We start from the raw sequence: 19,593 nt of genomic DNA, 5'->3' as shown, positions 1-19,593 counted from the left end.
TTGATATGCCTAATGCCCATTACAACCCCAAATCTACCGCAATTCGATGGGCGCAGGCAAAGCCAGAAAACGCTACAGCATTTAAGCCTTGACCGGGAAATGTGCTGTCACCAACACAATAAAGCCCTGGAATTGATGTGCGATTAAAGGGCATTCCTAATAACCCCCATAACTTGCGCTTGGGTATTGGCCCGTAAGTTCCATCTACTCGCCCTAAAAAACGGCGATGGGTGCGCGGTGTTCCTACTTCGAGATAATCTAAACCCGCATCTAAACCAGGAAAAATCTTTTCTAGTCGGTCAATAATTCGCCATGCTGCATCTTCTTTCTTCGCTTCATACTCCCTGGCAGACATTCCTTGCCAATCATCTATCCAGTGCGGTGTGAAGGCATGAATGATATGATGTCCCTTTGGTGCTAAATCTGGGTCAAGCAAGGTAGGAATAGACACAAATAGCGTGCCTTCTGGTAACATCATCTTTTGCCAGTCTTCCAAAATAATATGATGGCACTCTGTCCCCGCCGGCAAAACTGACTGTTTTATCCCCATGTGCAGACTCAAGAAGCTCGGCGATTTTGTATAACGTTGCTGCCAATTTTTCTCATTACGGGGCATTTTCTCTACAGGTAGTAATTTTTCAAATGTGTCCCAACGTGTAGCATTAGATACTATGCGTTTACCCAGGTAAATTTCACCACTAGCTACTTGCACACCCACAGCACGACCTTTACGGGTGAGGATTCTGGTTACTTTGGATTGGTAATAAATTTTACCTCCTTTCTTTTCTAGACCTTCTACCAGCTTTTGAGCAATTTGTCCTACACCGCCTTGAGGATAATTAACACCGCCGTAATGTCTATCAGAAAAGACCATCCCAGCATTAATCATGGGTGTCATATCGGCTGGAACTACAGACCAGCAGTAACATTCCATATCGATAAATTGTAGTAATTGGGGGTCTTTAATATAACGCCTGGCTATATCTCCAGCGTTTTGAGGCAGATACTTGAGTAACCCAAGACAAGCTAAAGGATGCTGCAAAAATACCCGCAGCAGATACCGAGGTTCTTCTAAAGACAGTAACTCTATTTTGTTGAGACAATTGAACACCCGCCAACATTCGTCATAAAAACGACGAATCCCTTTTGCTTCATGAGGAAAGTAAGCAATAAGATTTTGCAAAAAGTTATCATAAACCCGATCAACTTTCAGGTCTAAACCTTGGGGTAAATGGTAATGAATCTGGACGCGATCGCTAATTGTATCTATGCTAGTATTGACAGCTTGGAGGGCGCGGGTAAGTAAATTTGTTGTGCCTTTATTTCCCAAGCCAAAGATCATCGATGCTCCCACATCAAAGCGATATCCTTCACTTTCAAAATAACCAGCACTACCCCCAGGAATTAAATAACTCTCCAGTACCAAAACTTTCGCGCCTTTGGCGGCTAGCTGGGTTGCTGTTACTAAGCCACCAATACCAGAGCCAATTATAATTACGTCAAATACAGATGGGGTAGTGCTAAAAGTGGTAGACATAGGAGCAGCGATTACCAGAAATTAACGGAGAAATCTGTATTATATATTACTCCTATTCATATCAACCATAGATTTTTTTTAATTGATTGATCTCGGTTAATTGCCATCAGGCAAATGCTGATCCAGACATCTTGAGCAAGTTCTTTTAACTACCTAAATAAATAAAAAAGAGGGACGAGTCTGCTACCGCCGACTAATCCCGTCTGCCGATCCTTAAAGAGAGGAGAACACTGATAATAATATAACCTTGGTTGAGAATAGATGTCAACTATTAATGAAAATTTATTGCAATAATTTGGAGCAGGGAGCAGGGGAAAGAATTTTAGATTTTAGATTTTGGATTTTAGATTGAAATCCAATCCAAAATTTAAAATCCAAAATCCAAAATTGAATTGCCCAATGCCCCATGCCCCATGTCCCTAAATTCCTTAATTTTGAATTTTGACTTCCCAGGAAAGAGTATGATGAGGTTTCAGTTCTTGTAGAGTAAGAAGCGGCGATTTTGAACTATGGCGGTACAGTTGCGTGTTTATGTTCCCCCCCATCCTTTAATTAAGCATTGGCTGGCGGTTGCCCGTGATGCTGCTACGCCTGCGGTTTTATTTCGCAGTGCGATGACTGAGTTAGGACGCTGGCTTACTTATGAAGCGGCGAGGGAATGGTTGCCGACACAAGATATCATGCTACAAACTCCCTTGGATAGCTGCCCTGGGACAGTGGTTAATCCACAAGTGCCTGTGGCAGTTGTACCGATTTTACGGGCAGGTTTGGGGTTATTAGAAGGGGCGCAAACTTTACTACCCTTAGCGTCGATTTATCATCTGGGTTTGGTGCGAAATGAGGAAACTTTAGAACCTGCTTGTTATCTCAACAAATTACCAGAAAAATTTGACCCCCAAACTAGGGTGTTAATTACTGATCCGATGTTGGCTACAGGTGGTTCAATGATGACAGCTATGTCAGAATTGATTAGGCGGGGAGTTGATCCGGCTTTAATACGGATTGTTTGTGTAGTGGCTGCACCGCCAGCTTTACAGAAATTGAGCCAAGCTTATCCTGAATTAATTATTTACACTGCCACTATTGATGAGACAGTCAATAGTCAAGGGTTTATTGTACCGGGATTAGGAGATGCAGGCGATCGCATCTTTGGCACATAAGTTAGTATGCAGCTAGGGACAATTCAAAATTCAAAATTAAATGCAGCCACCCACTTGCTTGTGGGGTTTCTAGCGTTGGGCTGAGGCTCACGGCGTACCCCTCAGGGGAAGCAAGCTACGCGGTAGCGTCCCATAAGGATTAAAACTAACTTGTTTTGGTAAATCAACTGATCTAAAAACTTGCTAAGTTGCTTTAAGAGGATAGAATTATGAGTCAACGTGATGGTTTTGCTAGTGGTTTTTTTGCAGGGGCGATATTTGGTGGTGTAGTGGGGGGAATTTTAGGTGCTGTGATTGCTTCTCGTCGGGATGAAGAAATGGTGGAAGAAGGCACAGAACTAATGAACTCCTCCACAGAAAATAAGAAAGTACCAACCAAACGCCGTCAGATGATATCCTCAGAGAATCAAGGGATGGAAATGGAAACAGCAAGGCGATCGCTAGAAGATAAGATTGCTCAATTAAATGCCACCATCGATGAAGTCAGGAAGCATTTAGGTAATGTCAACGGCGGCTCTAGTTCATCTGTTAATGACCGTTCCCTAAGCCAAGATTCTTAAAGCGGTTGGATGGACACAACTCACAACTCACCACTGCCCAATCATGGCGGTTAATGCGGTAGCTCTGTGCATACGTCATGACCTAGACTAAATTAAAATCTATAGTAAGACCGCTTTTAACACCTAGTAGGAAACTTAACCATCCATGTATTTACTGATTACTACGTTAGTTACTTTCTTAACTATTTACAGCTACTTGCTAATTATTCGGGTTTTATTAACTTGGTTTCCGCAAGTCAACTGGTATAATCAACCATTTGCAGCCTTAAGCCAAATCACAGATCCCTATCTGAATTTATTCCGTTCAATTATTCCCCCATTGGGTGGCATGGACTTTTCACCCATCCTCGCCTTTGTGCTGTTGAATTTAGTTACTAACCTTCTAAGCAGTCCTTATCTTCTCAGTTTGGTCAGAGCATTCTAAAAGCGTAACAGTTTCGTAGGGTGGATTACACCACCCTACTTAATAATTTTCATTTACGAATTTGTGCGCTAAACCCGGAAGCTTTAAACTGCTTCAGCTTTAGAGGTAAAGGCTGATTTGCAGGTACAGAAATTCTTAATTCAAAATCACTAGTGCCTGGTGGCACTTCTGAAATAGAACCTAGACGGCTACGATTTTGTAATATAGGGTCATTGTTGGCATCATAGATGCGCCCATAGATATCTGCATCGTAGACGGTTTTATACGTGCTATTTTGGGCTTTGCCAGTGACAATAAAGCAATTAGCCCGCGCACTACCACTACTAATCACAGCCCCTTGTGCTAATTCTGGTGGACAGTCTTTGTAAGATAAGTCAGAGAGTTTAATTTGTGTCAACGCTACAGCCACAGGAGTCCATACCCATGAGATTACGAGTATGAGACAGGAAATCAAGATGGCTGTCATCAGTCTTGGGTAATTAAAGTTAGGTGTTATTCTGATTTTCTTTGGCATAAGTGTATAAGGTAGCAAGGAAAGATGGGGACTGGGGAGCAGGGGGGCAGGGGAGCGGGGGAGCAGGGCAGGGGAGCAGGGGAGACAAGGGAGACAAGGGAGACAGGGGAGACAGGGGAGACAAGGGAGACAGGGGAGATAAGGGAGACAGGGGAGACAAGGGAGACAGGGGATATAAGGGAGCAATATTTACGCCCATGCCCAATGCCCAATGCCCCATGCCCAATGTCTAATACCCCATGACTAGAAACTTCTATTTAACTTTTGTAATAATTATTAAATCAGACCCTCGATTATTATTAAATTATGACACCAGATGAGATCGCAACAGCTTTGCAAGCAGCTTTTAATCGTTGTGATGCAGCGAGCTGTCCTCTCACTGACAAGCAAAAAGAGATTTTATTACAATTGGTCGAGGAAATTCACACAAAATCTAAATCTCAGAAGTCAGATACTCCTAATCCTTTAGATGAACTGACTCCAGAGGAACTAGAAATATTTTTAGAGTTTGTCAAGCTAGAGGAACAACAAAACCGCACTTGGAAGGTGCAGTTACTAAACGACTGGCTGCATAACAACGACTCAGGTAAAGTGCAATTTATTCGAGAACGCTATGGTTTACAGTGGCTAAATCGTGTGGAGTCGTATCATTTTGACAAATATGCTTATTTTGAGGATGCACTAAAACTAAGAGTAGGCGATCGCATCGAAGTTTCCAATGGCCTATGGGAATGGGTACAGAACGATGGCCCCTGCAAGCGAGAATGGTTTCTCTCCATCGTGATTAAAATTGAGGAAATTCATCATAGTGACGATACCTCTACTAACTGCATTGTCCGCTTTTATAACGGTACTGAGTACGAAATTCAAGGCATCTATGAGTGGAATCGTTTCAATTGGCGTTGGCCAAAAAAGTAATTAAAAGGTGTGGTTATCAAATCCATCTTGTACAATCATGATGAATAATCTCGTGAATGGGGTTTAATACCATTTCACGAAAAAACTGATACAGATGTAAACCCTCAAAGCCTTGCTGCATCTAAGTTTTTTAATTACGAATTACGTAGCTTGCTACTCTCCGAGAACGCTCCGCGAACTCGCTTTGCGAGTATTACGTAGCTTGCTACTCTCCGAGAACGCTCCGCGAACTCGCTTTGCGAGTATTACGAATTGGTATAACAAAAGGCGATCGCAGTCTCTTCCCGGAGGGCGATCGCTTTTGTTTTGTCTACTCATTAATCTACGCCTGGCGTAGAAATACTTCAAGTGTAGATTAATAAAGCTTTAAAGTAGATAAATCTACGCTAAAAGCAAAATATTCACGAGTAGAGAAATCTACGCCTCACAGCCACTAAACTGGGGATGTAGTGATATGCCTATGGATAAAGTGATTCGCTGGAAATTAAATGAAGTGATGGCGCGAAAGCGAGTGAGGAATAAGGATTTAGCTGAAGCGTTAGGAATAACTGAAAATTCGGTGTACAGGCTACGTAAGGTTGACGAAATGCCACGATTAGCCCCAGAAAGGTTAAATGGCATTTGTCAGGCTTTAGATTGCTGTAGAGCGACAAATTATTTGACCACTTCGACAAATTATTTGTCACAGCATTATCTTAACTGGAAATCCATATATATCAATAGTTTTCAGCAATGAAAGCTGAGTCAAGCTAATTCAGTCTTTGGCGACAAATTACATGACTTTTTTAAACAACTGCGACTTATTAGATGACAATTATTAATTTAGCGAAAAATTAAGTGTCAATTATTCGCTGTTTCAGCGTAGTATGAATGTATCCAAATAATCAAAGATAAATCACATCTATGAGTTATTTAGATGTAGATAACCAGTTTGAACTAGAAGATGAAAATGACTTCCTTTTGGATGATGAGGATGCAGACCTACTCGACTTGTCAATGGAAGTTGAATCATTGAGTGAAGATGAGAACTCCATAGCAGAAGATAAATCAGTTGAGTTCCTGGATCAGAGATACTTAGAGGACTCAGAACTCAGGCTCTCAGGAGAACAAAGAGTAAAACTAGAGATAATTCGTAATTTACGTGAACCATGCGATCGCTTAACTTACGGTGAAAAATTGAAGGAAGCAGCCAAAAAGCTGGGTAAATCAGAACGAACGGTTAGACGTTTGATTAAATCTTGGGAAGAAAAAGGTCTAGCTGCTTTAGCGGAAGTTCCTAGAGCAGACAAAGGACAGGTGCGAAAAAGCGAATACTGGTATAACTTGAGTCTCAACATTTATAAACAAGGTAATAAAGGCAGCGATCGCATGACTCGCACTCAGGTCGCCGAGAAAATTGAGACTACAGCTTACGAATTTGCCAAAAAAGAATTAGAAGCAGAAATATCAAGGTTAGAAAGTCAGGGATTGCGGGGAGAAGATTTAGATTGGGAATTAAAGAAGCTAATAAAAATTAAGGAAAAAGCAGAGGGCTTTAAGTATTGGTCAAAGTATGGCAAGCCTCCCAGCACTAGAACAGTAGAAAGATGGCTCAAACCAGTCGAGGAGAAAAGGCATAAGTCGCGCACTAGCCGCAGCCCTGGGTGGCATGGTTCAGAACACGTAATCAAAACCCGTGATGGCCAAGAGATATCGATTAAATACACTAATCAGGTTTGGCAAATAGACCATACTAAAGCTGACATTATATTAGTAGACGAAGATGGTGAGGATATAGGTCGTCCTCAATTAACGACGGTAATAGATTGTTACTCTCGCTGTATTGTAGGGTTCCGTCTAGGTTTTGCTGCACCCAGTTCTCAAGTTGTCGCTTTGGCACTGCGTAATGCAATCATGCCAAAACGTTATAGTTCTGAGTACGAACTTAGATGTAAGTGGAGTGCTTACGGTGTACCTAAATATGTGTATACAGATGGTGGTAAAGATTTTCGCTCTAAACATTTAGTGGAATGGATTGCTAACGAATTAGATTTTGAACCAATACTGCGAAGTCAACCTTCAGATGGCGGTATTGTAGAGCGACCATTTAGAACCATGAGTGGTCTACTTTCTGAAATGCCAGGTTACACGGGGTCAAGTGTCAAAGACCGGCCGGAGGGAGCTGAAGAAAAAGCTTGTATAAGTCTTCCTGAACTGGAAAAACTAATTGTTGGTTACATCGTTGATAGCTATAACCAAAAGCCCGATGCCCGAAGTCAAGCCAACCCTCTAACTCCCAAACAAAGTCGAATTGAGCGTTGGGAGAAAGGAGTGCAAAGACCTCCTACTTTGCTGAACGATAGAGAGCTTGACATTTGCTTAATGAAGGCAGCCGAGCGGGTTGTATATGACAATGGCTATCTCAATTTTTCTGGTCTTCGTTATAGGGGAGAAAATTTAGGAGCTTACGCAGGAGAAAAAGTTATCTTAAGGTTCGACCCCAGAGACATCACTATGGTTCTAGTATATGGTCGCAAAAATAATAAAGAAATATTTTTAGCCCGTGCCTATGCTGTTGGTTTAGAAGCAGAAAGACTGTCAATTGAGGAAGTTAAATATGCACGTAAAAAAGCAGAAAATACTGGCAAAGGCATCAATAACATTTCCATCTTAGAAGAAGCTATTAGACGCAGAAACTTCTTAAAACAGAAAAAGAATAAAACTAAAGCTGAACGCCGTCGTTCTGAAGAACAACGTTTAGAGCAAAGACCACAAGTTTTGAAAGAAAATAAAAATGAACAGGTTGAGTTATTATCTTCTCAACCTGAAGCAGATGAGCCAATAGAAAAAGTTGGTTTCAAACTATTGCGTGAAGAGCTAGGTTTATAAATTATGACAACCGAAGAACTCCAAACAGAAATTGAGCGTCTTAGACAGCCAGATATTTTAAATATCGAACAAGTAAAAAGATTTAGTGCTTGGTTAGATGAAAGGCGAAAATTACGAAAACCTGGAAGGGCAGTAGGAGAGTCAGGTTTGGGCAAAACTACAGCTTCTCTTTTTTATACCTACCAAAACAGATCGGTTAAAATTCCAAATCAAAACCCAGTTGTCCCTGTATTATATATAGAGTTAACAGGTAGTTCTTGTAGTCCATCGCTTTTATTTAAAACAATTATTGAAACTCTGAAATTTAAGGCGAAAGGTGGCAATGAAACTCAGTTAAGAGAAAGAGCATGGTATTTTATTAAACAATGTAAAGTGGAAATATTAATTATTGATGAGGCTCATAGACTTCAATTTAAAACATTGCCAGATGTAAGAGACTTATTTGATAAAGTGAAGATTATTCCTATATTGGTGGGTACAAGTAGCCGACTTGACACGTTAATTAGTAAAGATGAGCAGGTCGCTGGACGTTTTGCATCTTACTTTAGTTTTGAAAAACTATCAGGGGCTAACTTTACAAAAACTGTAAAGGTTTGGGAACAGCAAATTCTAAAATTGCCTAAGCCATCAAATTTAGCAGAGAATCAGGAAATCATAACTATTTTACAGGAAAAAACTGCTGGGCAAATTAGATTACTAGACCAAATTCTGAGAGATGCAGCAGTTAAAGCATTAGAATCTGGTGTTAATAAAATTGATAAGTCACTTTTAGATAGTATTGAAGGTGATTATTCATTAGTGGCAAGCTAAAAGACATATCATCAAAGTTATCAATCCAGATGCCAGAAGAAGTCTATAATTTTGAAGCTTGGATAAATATCGTTGAACCATTACCAGGGGAAAGTATAAGCCACTTTTTAGGCCGTTTTGAGAGAGCAAATTTACTAACTGGGTATCAAGTTGGTAGAGAAGCGGGAGTTGGTGCAATAGTAACAAGATGGAAAAAACTTTACCTAAACCCATTCCCAACTCAACAAGACTTAGAGTCATTAGCAAGGTTTGTTGAGGTGGAAGTCGAAAAAATCAAAGGGACGCTGCCACTAAAGGGAATGACTATGAAGCCTCGCCCAATTAAATTATGTGCTGTCTGCTATGCAGAAGAGCCTTATCATCGAATTGAGTGGCAGTATAAGGACAAAATGAAATGCGATCGCCACAATTTACGCTTATTAACGAAATGTACTAACTGTGAAACTCCTTTCCCAATTCCCGCAGATTGGGCGCAAGGTGAATGCACCCACTGCTTTTTGCCTTTTGCAAAGATGGCGAAGCGTCAGAAGCGTCTTTGAAATTTGCTTCAGCTTAGAGTATGTAAATACGGCCGATCGCACTCTAAAACTCTACAACCACTCACAAACTTGCTAGTTTGGTCAACTCTGTTTGCCAATCTTCATCATGTCTGAGGACAAGAACATGGTAAGTGGTATTGTGCTTAAGATTTTCTCGCACAATTTTGTCTTGTCTACGTTTCTCAGGGCTGTCATGAACTGAACCGTCACAGAAAACAGCAATGCCATCTTCCTTATAAAGAAAATCTGGCTTACAGTTCGCCTCTGGAATTAATTCTTGTGCAGAATCTGGTAGTTTATATCCGCCTTGATAAATTGCTGTTAAAACTATGCGCTCAAATTGGGAATTTGGATCTGTTTGTTGTAACAGTTGTTGATACTGTTCATCACGACATATCCCTTCTATCTGCACTGTACTGTTTTGCAGTTCGTCAAGTAAGGGTTTTATGAGATGACGATTTATCAAAGCATGGTCGAATTGGTTGCGGTAAGAAAGCAAGCATTCATAGCAAGCTTGAACGCAGCTATCTTTAGCTTCTTGGAAATGGCAAATATCTAAAGCTGCATCGGCAATTTTTTGAAAAGCTTCGGGCTTTTCTAATAGTTGAGAAAGGACACCAGCACCGCCTTCCGCAGCCTCCCAGAATAGCAAATATTTACCGTCCCCCAAGCGTTCGGAGTCGAGTTCGTCGGCTTCTAATTTGTACACTGCTTGGATGGCAGTTTCTAAGGCGTACTGTAGGGTGGTAATAAAAGCTTCTCTGTTGTCTGTGGGTACATTTAATGGTTCCACAACTAAGATATTGCAGGTGTTGTTCACCATTAAGTTAACGTCGGTGTGAATGCTATCTTTTGCCGAGTCATTTCTGGCTTCGCCCCAAATACCAGTTTTGATATCGAGTTTAAATCCACGTTCTTCGCTTTTTTTCTTGTTAAGTCCGCGATTAATATGCCAGATGTCAGCTGTAGCACTATAGGTTAATCGGAGTAATTCTGTGCCATCGGCAATTTTTACTCTGGCTGATTGGCGTTTTTGCTTATCGTAACGGAAGTGAGTGGTGACGTTGTAACCGTATTTCAGGCGTTCTTCTTCATCACAGGTAATGCGTTCTCGTCTCCAGGCGATCGCAGTTTCCATTGATAATAAGCGAGTAAGTAAAGCCTTATTGTTGTTACTATCGGCAAGTTTTGCGCCGCAGTTCTCACAGGTGTCGCGGTTACTGGCTATCCCTTCATGGAAATAACCACATTTAAAGCAGACATTTACTCGTTGATAATCAGCACCACCAACAGGCATTTTGGTTTTAGCCACCATAAATTTACTGCCTTCGTAGTAAATAACATTACTTGGTGCAAATTCTCTTAAAGCAACGCTGCGGGGGCGGGAAATAAATTCGCCGCCTTCGTCTGTAGGAATAAATGCCCGGACTGGTAAGCGCGGGAAGTTAAATCCTGGTAAAAATCCTTCGGCAGCAAAGTAGCGATAAGGGTAAAATTCAAACTGATTATTGCTGTTGCTTTCGACTTGTCCCACTAGCAGGTCGATTTGCCGTAGTGCTTCTTTCTCTTGGGCTTTAGCAGTATCTCGTTCTTCTTGGGTAGCGTAGCCCCTCGTGTAACGACTCATGCTATCGCGGGCTGTTTCTAATTGTTCCTGTGCGTCTTTATACAGCCTACGCCAGCGATCGCAAGCTTGATTAAAGGCATTATGTGCATTTTCTAGGGTGAATTGTAACCAATGTTCCGAGTACCAAGAGGTTTTCTTCAGGTCGTCTTGGCAGAATATATCAGATAAAATTAGTTTTGTAGCTGCGAGACATTTGGCTAATTTTTCCTGACTTAGCTTGATTTTCTCACTCACATCTTGTTTTAGCGGACAGTCTGGCGAATCTAACTCCAGAATTTGGTTCATGGAATTTTCCCAGTTTAAGCCAGTGTGTGCCAGCCAAATAGAATACACATGAGATGTAATTAAATCTTGGTTGGCTAGTTCTAATTTGGGTGGGGCGACGACACCAGCCACCATTTGACTTTGACGTTTAAAAAAATATTGGTCGTGACCGCTACCAATGGAAGCATAAGTAATTACTAAAGCTTCCTGTCCGCTTCTTCCTGCGCGACCACTGCGTTGGGCGTAATTGGCTGGGCTGGGGGGAACGTTTCGCAGATGAACAACGCTGAGGTCGGAAATGTCTATCCCCAATTCCATTGTTGGGGAACAAAATAAAGCCGCTAATTTGCCATGACGGAATTCATCTTCTCGTTTTTGGCGTTTTTCGTTTTTGACCTGTCCGGTATGTTCTCGCCCTTCTAGTGCTTTAATTTGATGGGCGTTAGTTTGGTAGAAGTCTTGAAAAAATTGATTGACTGAAGTATTTCTGTCGCTACCTTGTAAACGACGGGAATTTAAAGGGTCGGGGGGAATCTCACTTAATTTTGAGGCGACCCAGACCATTGAATTAATTTTTAGCTGAACTTCTTCTTGCTTCTTGTATAAGTAACCTGCATCTGCTAAAGCATGGACTAGAGCATTAATTAATTCGTTATAATCTGCTTCTGATAAAGGTTTATGCAACCAGTCCCATGCTCGACTAGAACGCAGAAAACGTCCGATTTCGCCACGAAATGTTAGCCTAATTGTTCTTGATTTACCTTTCTTTTCTGTGGGGCTGAGGCTTGCCCAAGCAGCTTCGTGTAAATATTCAAAAGCATCAATTGTCCAAGGGTCTTTTAGTGCTTGAGATACTTCCTTCCGTAGTTGTTCTATGCCGTTTTTCTGTAAAATTTCGGCATCGATAACCAATTTTTTCCGCAGGTGATCAAGAAAGGTTTTGATGACAAAATATCTTTGTGCAGGTGAGGCGTGCAGTAAAATGGGATGGCGGTATTTCTGCCAGAGTTGAGTATTTTCACAAGTTGCTAATAGTTCGGCGTATTCTATGGTTAATAAACCGCACTGTTCTAGATTAGGTTGAACAATTCGCCAACCGCGACGTAAATCTTCGTATAGTCGATATTCAATTAAGTTACTAAAAGCTTCTTCATTCTTGCGTTTCCCAATACCAAATTCGGCAACTTGACGCGCATAGTCTGCTTGGGATAAACCCATTTTTTTGACAACTTCTGCCGCCAGTGCTTTGTGAGTTAATTGTTGATTTTCTTGCATCGCACTATTCAAAGCTGCCCGCAAGAAGCTGGTTTGGACAAAATCATTGAAATGTCCTGCTTGTAATGAAGCATCCTGACGGTTATCGGTAAAGCTGAGGATTTTCGCGGCTTTGGCTTTATCGTCAGTGAAAACTTGCTTGAGGCGACTGACGCTAGAAAGACAAAGTAGGGTAGTTGCGGTACTACGTCCTTCACTACTCAGACGAGAAAGTTTGGTAAATTCATTTTTCTTTTGGTCGTACAATACGCCGCAGTGAAGACAGGTAAGAAAGGGTTTAGGAATAAACCAACAAGTTGTTCCCTCTAATACAGAGTTTATGACTTTACCGTTGGGGAGAACTTGCAATTTGCGAGGAATAAAAGCTGCATATTTTTTGTCAGGAATACGCCCTTGCTTTTTAGTTTCTTTAAACCATGAGTCAGGAAGTCTCTCTTCGTCTTCTTTATCCCAAAGTCCTGGTTCATCAAGAGTTAGGTAGCCTTCCTTGATGTCTTCATTATCAAGACTATCTAAGGCTGTGGGTAATTGAGGCAGTACAATATCTTTTTCCGCATCGTAGCGCACTACATAATAGTCCTGTCCGCATTCTCGACAAAAGACGAGGGGATAAAGCAGGCGGTTTTCGGTGGTTGTGTATTGACCTTCCAGGGTGAGAAGTCGTTGGTGGCGATTTTCTATGGTGGCGTAAACGCTACCCCCTTGGGAAATAAACTGATGTAGGCGGAATGCCAACCCCTTAGTTTTGCTTCCCCACAGAAATATCTGCTTGAGGATATTTAAGCAAGTTTCCTCGTCCAGTTGGGTTTGATTTGCGAGTTGTTCTGCACCTGCTTCTAGGGTGATGGGTGTACGGCGGACGAGATGACCTTCTTTTTCTTCTAAACCAAAGTTCATCTCTACCCAGTGGCTCAAGGGATGCTGTTGAAAAGCCTCTAAGGTTTGTTCGGACTTTGGCCGTAAACCTTCGATAATGCTTTCACGCAATTTTTCTGTGGTGGGTGCAGCACTTTGGATGGAACGTTCTAAAGTTTCATCGATGACGTTGCTGGATTGAATTTCCACACCGAATAATTTACTAGCAACATCTGCGACTACCTGACGGCGTTGTTGGCGGGAACCTTCGGAAGACATGGTGGCACTAGTACCAATGCAGAGTAATTCGTAATTCGTAGTTCGTAATTCGTAATTGTTTGATGTTTGCTTGGCTTTTCCGCAGCGTTGCCGAAGTTTGCGAATTAAGATGCTGACATCTGCACCTTGCCGTCCTCTGTAAGTATGCAGTTCATCTAGTACGAGGAATTTTAAATCGGGAGATTCTACTAATTTATCTTCGTGAGTGCGAGAGAGCATTAACTCTAGCATCACGTAATTTGTGAGTAAGATTTGCGGCGGGTTGTTTTGAATTTCGACTTTCTTCTCTCGTTTTTCTTGCCCTGTATACTTTTCAACTCGAATGTGGGTGTTAGGTACTTGTTTGAGAAATTTTCTTAATTCTTCTTCTTGAGAATTAATTAGGGCATTCATGGGATAAACCAAAATAGCCCTAACTCCCTTAATTTCAGGATTGTGAAGCAAATCATTAATAATGGGAACAACATAAGTTAGGCTTTTACCCGAACCCGTTCCTGTGGTGACAACGTAGTGTTCTTGACGTTGTGCAGTTTCAAAGGCTTGTTTTTGGTGGTAGTGGAAGGTAAAAGGTTCACCATCTTTTGAGAAATAGCGTTTACAGTCTGGATGGAGAACTCCTTGTTGTACTAATGTGGCGACAGATGCACCTGGACGATATTTAGGGTTAAGTTGCACTAAAGGGTCAGTCCAGAGTTGACCTTTTTCTAACTCGTTATCGACAAAGGTTTTTACTTTTTCGTCACGGATTTTAAGGAAGCTTTCAATATAGCGGCGGTAGTCGCCAATTACTTCGTTGCGGAAATTAAAAATATCAAGATAATTCGTAGTTCGTAATTCGTAATTCGTAATTGATGATGGGGGTGGGGTGCGTCCTAAGCGTTGGTTAATCCATTCTTGGAGTTGGTGGTTAAAGGCTGGAGTGATAGTTGAAGAGTTGAAGATTTCTTCAATTTCTTGTATATCCCAATTTTGAGGAATACTTGTAAATAGCAAAGTTAATTGCTCTGGTGTAACAGCTACAACTCCTGTACAATCTAGCAAAGCTAATTTTTGTCCTAATAAATTACTAATAGGTAAAATTGCATTTTCAGGTTGCTGTAATAATTCTTGTAATTTTATAGTGATTTTCATATAATTTGATTCTAACTATTAATAAATAGGGTGCGTTGGTTCGTTAACGCACCCTATCTACTATGTTTCCCGTTATAGACACGGAAAATAACAAAATATTATTGTTATCCTGCAACTTTTCTTACTTCCTCCACATCTAGTTCTAAACGTTCAGCAATTTGTTGAACACTTAGTCCTAGTTCCAGCAAAATTGGTATCATTTTAAATTTGGTTTCCAGTTTTCCTTCTTCCTTACCTTCTTCTTTCGCTTCTTGATAAACTCTAGTTTCTTTCAACAAGTTTAAATTCAGCATGGTTTCTATCTCCTCGCGGCTTAAGTTAGGAAACTTGTAGACTACGATTGTCTCTATAAATTCTAAAACTTTTCTTTGGATGAGAGTGTCTGTCAATTCCTCCTTAGCTTTGTCAATTAGGTTTTTAGCCAATTCTCCGGCTTTATTTTCACTCTCTACAACTAAGCGTACAATTCCTATTCCTAGAGAATTATCTGGTGCGTCGTCAAGTTCATCTAGGTAAAAGCGACGTAGATGAGGTTCCAACAAGGAACGATAACGTTGAGGATAGGTACGTTCATTGCTGCGTTTGTCATAAATAACTATTGCAAACCAGTCAGGGTTAGCTGGCTGATATTGTGTAAAGTAAAGGAATATACTTGTAAACAGTCGGTCATAAAACTCTTCATCTTTGTAAAATTGAATCTCTACAAAGTACAGTGGTTCATGAATAAATTCATCAAGAGGGGAAAAGACACCATCCAATCGGAAGCTTTTTTGTTTAATTTCTGGTGAAGTAAACTCATAAATATTGGTGTTAGTCTCAGTCCTACCAATAATTTCAAAGAAAATTTGGGGAAATTCTTTAAATATCTCATAGAAAATTGCATCTGTTTTCATAAATTACGAATTACGAATTATGAAAACATTCTATCCCATGCTTCTAGCACTAATCTTTGGGTGCGATATTCACCGAACTGCTTAATTTCGTTATTCTTTAGAACGCGGAATGTTTCGCTGGGGAAGTCTTCACCGTAGACATCCGCAGGGTCGAGAATATATCGCAGTTCATCACGGGTGAGTCCATAAAGTTTGGCGTAATATGCGTCTAGTTCTGCTCTTAATAATGCTCGTCTGTTGGGATTCCAAATGAAGGGTTCGCCGTCGTATCCCATATCTTTGGCGAAGGGTTGCATATCCCAAGCAGTGTAGACTAATTCGAGTACGCGAGTGCTGATAAATTTGATGTCTTCTTGGGTATAGGATTTTGGAGGAAGGACAGGGAGTTGTTTGACTATGAAAAAGTTAAGATTCACACCTCCGACTTTCTGTTTGGCAACAAAATCAAAGATAATAGCGTTTAAGTTTGCTAGTAAGCAGCAAGCTAACAAATGAATTTTAAAATTTGCTAGTATAAGTGGCATTGAGTTACTAACACCAGAAAATGGTAAAGCTGTAGCAATAAATGTTCGCTCGTTTGTTGGGCTTGTAACACTCTTGAATCCAATTGAATAATTTGATGATGGTTGTGGTAGTTTTGCACAAACTTCTTTCTCACTAACCCAATATTGAGGTTTAGGGAAATATTTTGGATCACAATATTGTTCTGTTTGAGTTTCAACTGGCTGACCAAGGCGTTGCAAGTTTTGAAAATTAGTGATAACACTTGCTGCTCTGTGATTAAATGCCTGAACCATTTTTCCTTCGTAAAGAGGAACTAAATCATTATTTGCCTCATTTTTAAACAATCCACTATCATTGGACATATGAAACATTGTCATGAATGAAATACCCCAAGGATTACTTCCCGTTTTCTCATTCTCCAAAACAGGAACAAATTGATATATTTTTTTGGTTAATTCTGCATCTCGGCTAGTCCTAAAAACTGGACAAGTAAGAGTATTAGGATTAATTAAGGCAATGTCTTGAGGTGAAAGCTGGAATAGACGAGCTTGATTATCTAGTTGTTTAGCCTGAGTCAAAAAGAAGGCAAAATTACCTTGTTTTATTGGTTTACCACTAATAGCTAGTAGAGAAAATTTCATCCTACTATCTACAGCCGTAAATAACCCCTCTCTATTTTCAAAATCATACAGACTGGCTAAAGCCTGTTTCTGTGTTAAATCTCCAAAAAACTTTTTACAAGTGTCATCAGTTGCAATTCCGGTAGGAACAATTACCCCAACCCTACCCTCAGAAGAAATTAACTTTCTTGTAGTCTCAGCAAAAACAGCATAAGTATTGATGTCTCCCACCGCAGTTAAAGGAAATCTACCCGACTCCCGAATAAATTTACCTTGTGCTTCAGCATCATGTTTCGCATCTTCAAAAGCTTGTGCTAATTCAGGATTTTTCTTCGGTAGTTCCTTAATTAACTTCTCCCGTGCTGCTTTATTTACGGCGTTAGCAATTTCCGCACTTTGAGAAGCAAAAAATTCTTTTTCTTGCAATTTAATCCGCTCCCAAGGTGGATTTCCTAAAACGCAATCAAATCCACCTGCATCAAATACTTCAGGAAACTCTAAACACCAGTGAAAAAAGTGCTTTTCTTCAGCTAACTTATTTGCTGCATCTACAACCTTACTTAATTCGTAATTCGTAATTATTAGCTCATAATTATCGTCTGATTTGGCATTTTTTTGTACTTTTTCACGCTTTAAACGGTTTAATGCTTCAGTTGTAGGTAGTAACTGCAAGTTATGCTCAGTTAATGGCATAAAAAATGCTGCTGTCCATAAGTTACAAGCAGAATATTCCAACCACCAACTAGATTCTTGCAGATTCTCTTGATATTGCTTTTGCTTATATTTAACTTCTTGTGGTGTGGTTTCAGGAATTATCCCCAACTGTCGCCACTTTTCTGCATAATCTACGCTATCGGTTTTTAATTTCTCATCAATTGATAGTTGTCCTTTTTGTTCGCGTTCTTTTTTATTCCGCTTTTTAAATTGTGTTGATATTGTTTTATCATCACCTGTAACTGCTTTATATGCTTCATCAGGTATTCCTGCATCCAAACAACTTAAATTCATCACTCCCACAAGGGAGTTACCACACTTAATTCTGTGGTCTAAAAAGTTAAGAGGAAAACCGCGAGAAAAGCCTTCAATCCATAAGGCGACTTTGCATAAATCAACCGCTAAGGGATTTATATCTACCCCATAAATGCAGTTTTGGATGACATCTCGAATCGCTAATTTTAGAGGTTCAGTACCTGGCTCTGCTTCCCCAGTGCGAATTTTTGCTAATTCTTTTCCTAATCGACGTGCAGCAGCCAATAGTGGATGGCCAGAGCCACAGGCTGTATCAAGGATTTTTATGCTTAATAATGCTGCTTCCTGTGCTTGCAATAAATCGTGATTATCTGTAGATTTTACTGATTTTAATTTTGTTTCAATAACTGGTTCTAATGAGATTTTTATAAGCTGTTGTACAAGTTGTGGTGGTGTATAGTGTGCGCCAGTTATTTTACGTTCTATTCCTGGTACTAAATCAAATTCATATATTCCTTGATTTTGTATTACTTGAGGATGAAAATCAAGGAGACTTTCATACACACTGCCTAATTCCTCGATGTCTAACCCAGCATAATTTACTCGTCTTACTTGTCCTTTTTCTTGATACAATGACAAGTGCTTAATCGCTACAAGTAAATCGTAATTATCAATCGCACAATCATCTAAAGCTGGCAGAGTGTAGGAACCAAATAAATCGCCATTTAGTGGTGATAATCCTAAGTATCTTCCTCTCCAGTTCTCATCAAATAGCAGGAATGTTACGCGCAAACCCTGCCATAAATCTTGAAAGCCTTCCCGCCGCCAATGGGGACGCTCGGCTAACTCTCGTAGCCGCTCAATGCTGTAATATTCTCGGTAGATTCGCGCTTTCTCTACATCCTCACCAGTTAATAATAAATTGCGCGACTCTGCCACCATCAAAAACAGCAGACGATAAATTAGCCGCAACAGTTGACGATAATATCCGATATCTGTCAACTCTTTACCAGCAGTTAGCTTTTGCCGCAAATTGTCATTACTTGGATGCTGGAGAAAACCTGTGCCTAGCTGTATTAGTGCTTTTTCTACCCCATCTCTGAGTCTGTCGCGTACTCGTCCGCCCTGTTGCAGTGCTTCTTGGTGGTAATATTCCAGCAAGCACTTATCCGCATCATCCACACCTTCAGGCAAGCGGGAACGGTGAAACAACCGATAAAATAGCCCAAACTCAGCAAAGTTCTCACCGTTGAGAATCTGTTCTAAGTCAAACTCGATGTAGGTAAGACGAGTCATCAACGAAGAGTCACGCAGTAACCGCCAGCGATATCCATTAGTGGCGATCGCCCACAGATGTTCTGTCTTGTTAAGATACTCTTGCACCAATGCGTGTGCTGATAACCTGGGTGTGCCACTGGGAGGACGATGGTCTACTTTGATGCGACAACCAATAATGTGGATAGGTGGCTTATTCTCTCCTGGTTCTGCACGATGGGAAATCGCATAGGTTTGTCCTTCCACCACTTCGGCTTTTGCAGTATAAACTGGGTCATATCCGAGACTTCGTAGCAAGGGAACTACCCACAGTTCGCGGGTAACGCTGGTGGCGGTGTCATCAGCATCTAACCTGTCTAATTGCCTTTGAAATGCTGCCCAATAAGCTTTAGCATCACCCCAAGCGATCGCAATTTCATCTGCTAGTTTGTCGCTTTTACTAAAACCAAAATCTTCTGGTGCTTGCCCTTTCAGATTACCCGCCAGCAATTCAGCAGTCATATCTGCTGCTAACAAATTACCTTCAATCTGAACGCCTGTTAATGTAATCCCTGCTACACTCATCTCTCAC

At 40.7% G+C, this 19,593-nt stretch carries 14 protein-coding genes; 9 read left to right on the top strand and 5 right to left on the bottom strand.

Annotation, left to right across the window (positions count from 1 at the left end):
* Positions 1–19: 19 nt before the first annotated feature.
* On the bottom strand, positions 20–1,537 hold the full coding sequence (gene crtH, locus ACPZ3T_RS29220; protein WP_490272925.1) for a carotenoid isomerase: 1,518 nt from the start codon (positions 1,535–1,537) through the stop codon (positions 20–22).
* Between the two features lie 509 nt (positions 1,538–2,046).
* Here crtH and upp point away from each other — a divergent pair.
* From upp to ACPZ3T_RS29205, 3 genes are all read left to right on the top strand, one after another.
* Entirely contained in the window at positions 2,047–2,697 is a 651-nt protein-coding gene (gene upp / locus ACPZ3T_RS29215) for a uracil phosphoribosyltransferase (protein WP_490272924.1), read from the top strand.
* A gap of 209 nt (positions 2,698–2,906) precedes the next feature.
* Positions 2,907–3,257 carry a ssl2009 family thylakoid membrane protein gene (locus ACPZ3T_RS29210; RefSeq protein WP_490272923.1) on the top strand — a complete coding sequence of 117 codons (351 nt, stop codon included), beginning with the start codon at positions 2,907–2,909 and terminating at the stop codon, positions 3,255–3,257.
* A gap of 145 nt (positions 3,258–3,402) precedes the next feature.
* The gene (locus tag ACPZ3T_RS29205; RefSeq protein ID WP_490272922.1) at positions 3,403–3,681 is read left to right on the top strand and encodes a YggT family protein; all 279 of its coding nucleotides are present in this window, start codon (positions 3,403–3,405) and stop codon (positions 3,679–3,681) included.
* A gap of 49 nt (positions 3,682–3,730) precedes the next feature.
* On the opposite strand, the gene ACPZ3T_RS29200 is transcribed toward ACPZ3T_RS29205, so the two are convergent.
* Positions 3,731–4,147, bottom strand: coding sequence for a biotin carboxylase (locus ACPZ3T_RS29200; protein WP_490272921.1), 417 nt, complete (start codon positions 4,145–4,147; stop codon positions 3,731–3,733).
* Between the two features lie 50 nt (positions 4,148–4,197).
* On the opposite strand from ACPZ3T_RS29200, the gene ACPZ3T_RS29195 reads away from it, so the two are divergent.
* The 6 genes from ACPZ3T_RS29195 (at position 4,198) to ACPZ3T_RS29170 (ending at position 9,330) form a co-directional block, all read left to right on the top strand.
* Positions 4,198–4,428, top strand: a complete 231-nt coding sequence (locus ACPZ3T_RS29195) for a hypothetical protein (RefSeq protein ID WP_490272920.1) — start codon at positions 4,198–4,200, stop codon at positions 4,426–4,428.
* Between the two features lie 73 nt (positions 4,429–4,501).
* Complete coding sequence (locus ACPZ3T_RS29190) at positions 4,502–5,113, top strand: hypothetical protein (protein ID WP_490272919.1); 612 nt, start codon at positions 4,502–4,504, stop codon at positions 5,111–5,113.
* A 454-nt stretch (positions 5,114–5,567) separates the two neighbouring features.
* Entirely contained in the window at positions 5,568–5,849 is a 282-nt protein-coding gene (locus tag ACPZ3T_RS29185) for a helix-turn-helix domain-containing protein (protein WP_490272918.1), read from the top strand.
* A gap of 167 nt (positions 5,850–6,016) precedes the next feature.
* Positions 6,017–7,981 carry a TnsB C-terminal domain-containing protein gene (locus ACPZ3T_RS29180; protein ID WP_490272917.1) on the top strand — a complete coding sequence of 655 codons (1,965 nt, stop codon included), beginning with the start codon at positions 6,017–6,019 and terminating at the stop codon, positions 7,979–7,981.
* Positions 7,982–7,984: 3 nt separating this feature from the next.
* On the top strand, positions 7,985–8,791 hold the full coding sequence (locus tag ACPZ3T_RS29175) for a TniB family NTP-binding protein (protein ID WP_490272916.1): 807 nt from the start codon (positions 7,985–7,987) through the stop codon (positions 8,789–8,791).
* A 29-nt stretch (positions 8,792–8,820) separates the two neighbouring features.
* Complete coding sequence (locus tag ACPZ3T_RS29170) at positions 8,821–9,330, top strand: TniQ family protein (RefSeq protein ID WP_490272915.1); 510 nt, start codon at positions 8,821–8,823, stop codon at positions 9,328–9,330.
* A gap of 61 nt (positions 9,331–9,391) precedes the next feature.
* On the opposite strand, the gene ACPZ3T_RS29165 is transcribed toward ACPZ3T_RS29170, so the two are convergent.
* The 3 genes from ACPZ3T_RS29165 to ACPZ3T_RS29155 form a co-directional block, all read right to left on the bottom strand.
* Positions 9,392–14,761: a DEAD/DEAH box helicase gene (locus ACPZ3T_RS29165; protein WP_490272914.1), complete on the bottom strand. Its 5,370-nt coding sequence runs from the start codon at positions 14,759–14,761 to the stop codon at positions 9,392–9,394.
* Positions 14,762–14,865: 104 nt separating this feature from the next.
* Positions 14,866–15,654 carry an Rpn family recombination-promoting nuclease/putative transposase gene (locus ACPZ3T_RS29160; protein ID WP_490272913.1) on the bottom strand — a complete coding sequence of 263 codons (789 nt, stop codon included), beginning with the start codon at positions 15,652–15,654 and terminating at the stop codon, positions 14,866–14,868.
* 17 nt (positions 15,655–15,671) lie between these two features.
* Positions 15,672–19,586 carry an Eco57I restriction-modification methylase domain-containing protein gene (locus tag ACPZ3T_RS29155; protein ID WP_490272912.1) on the bottom strand — a complete coding sequence of 1,305 codons (3,915 nt, stop codon included), beginning with the start codon at positions 19,584–19,586 and terminating at the stop codon, positions 15,672–15,674.
* Positions 19,587–19,593: the final 7 nt, after the last annotated feature.

The organism is Aliinostoc maniaoense (assembly GCF_058172895.1).
Note: the sequence above shows the minus strand (reverse complement) of the source record. Positions and strands in the feature narration are given on the sequence as shown.

Bases quoted from the DNA above. Each gene is read 5' to 3' on its own strand.
- ACPZ3T_RS29160 (WP_490272913.1), bottom strand. From the start codon at position 15,654: ATGAAAACAGATGCAATTTTCTATGAGATATTTAAAGAATTTCCCCAA.
- ACPZ3T_RS29180 (WP_490272917.1), top strand. From the start codon at position 6,017: ATGAGTTATTTAGATGTAGATAACCAGTTTGAACTAGAAGATGAAAAT.
- ACPZ3T_RS29205 (WP_490272922.1), top strand. From the start codon at position 3,403: ATGTATTTACTGATTACTACGTTAGTTACTTTCTTAACTATTTACAGC.
- ACPZ3T_RS29170 (WP_490272915.1), top strand. From the start codon at position 8,821: ATGCCAGAAGAAGTCTATAATTTTGAAGCTTGGATAAATATCGTTGAA.
- ACPZ3T_RS29190 (WP_490272919.1), top strand. From the start codon at position 4,502: ATGACACCAGATGAGATCGCAACAGCTTTGCAAGCAGCTTTTAATCGT.
- upp (WP_490272924.1), top strand. From the start codon at position 2,047: ATGGCGGTACAGTTGCGTGTTTATGTTCCCCCCCATCCTTTAATTAAG.
- ACPZ3T_RS29165 (WP_490272914.1), bottom strand. From the start codon at position 14,761: ATGAAAATCACTATAAAATTACAAGAATTATTACAGCAACCTGAAAAT.
- ACPZ3T_RS29175 (WP_490272916.1), top strand. From the start codon at position 7,985: ATGACAACCGAAGAACTCCAAACAGAAATTGAGCGTCTTAGACAGCCA.
- crtH (WP_490272925.1), bottom strand. From the start codon at position 1,537: ATGTCTACCACTTTTAGCACTACCCCATCTGTATTTGACGTAATTATA.
- ACPZ3T_RS29185 (WP_490272918.1), top strand. From the start codon at position 5,568: ATGCCTATGGATAAAGTGATTCGCTGGAAATTAAATGAAGTGATGGCG.
- ACPZ3T_RS29210 (WP_490272923.1), top strand. From the start codon at position 2,907: ATGAGTCAACGTGATGGTTTTGCTAGTGGTTTTTTTGCAGGGGCGATA.
- ACPZ3T_RS29200 (WP_490272921.1), bottom strand. From the start codon at position 4,147: ATGACAGCCATCTTGATTTCCTGTCTCATACTCGTAATCTCATGGGTA.
- ACPZ3T_RS29155 (WP_490272912.1), bottom strand. From the start codon at position 19,586: ATGAGTGTAGCAGGGATTACATTAACAGGCGTTCAGATTGAAGGTAAT.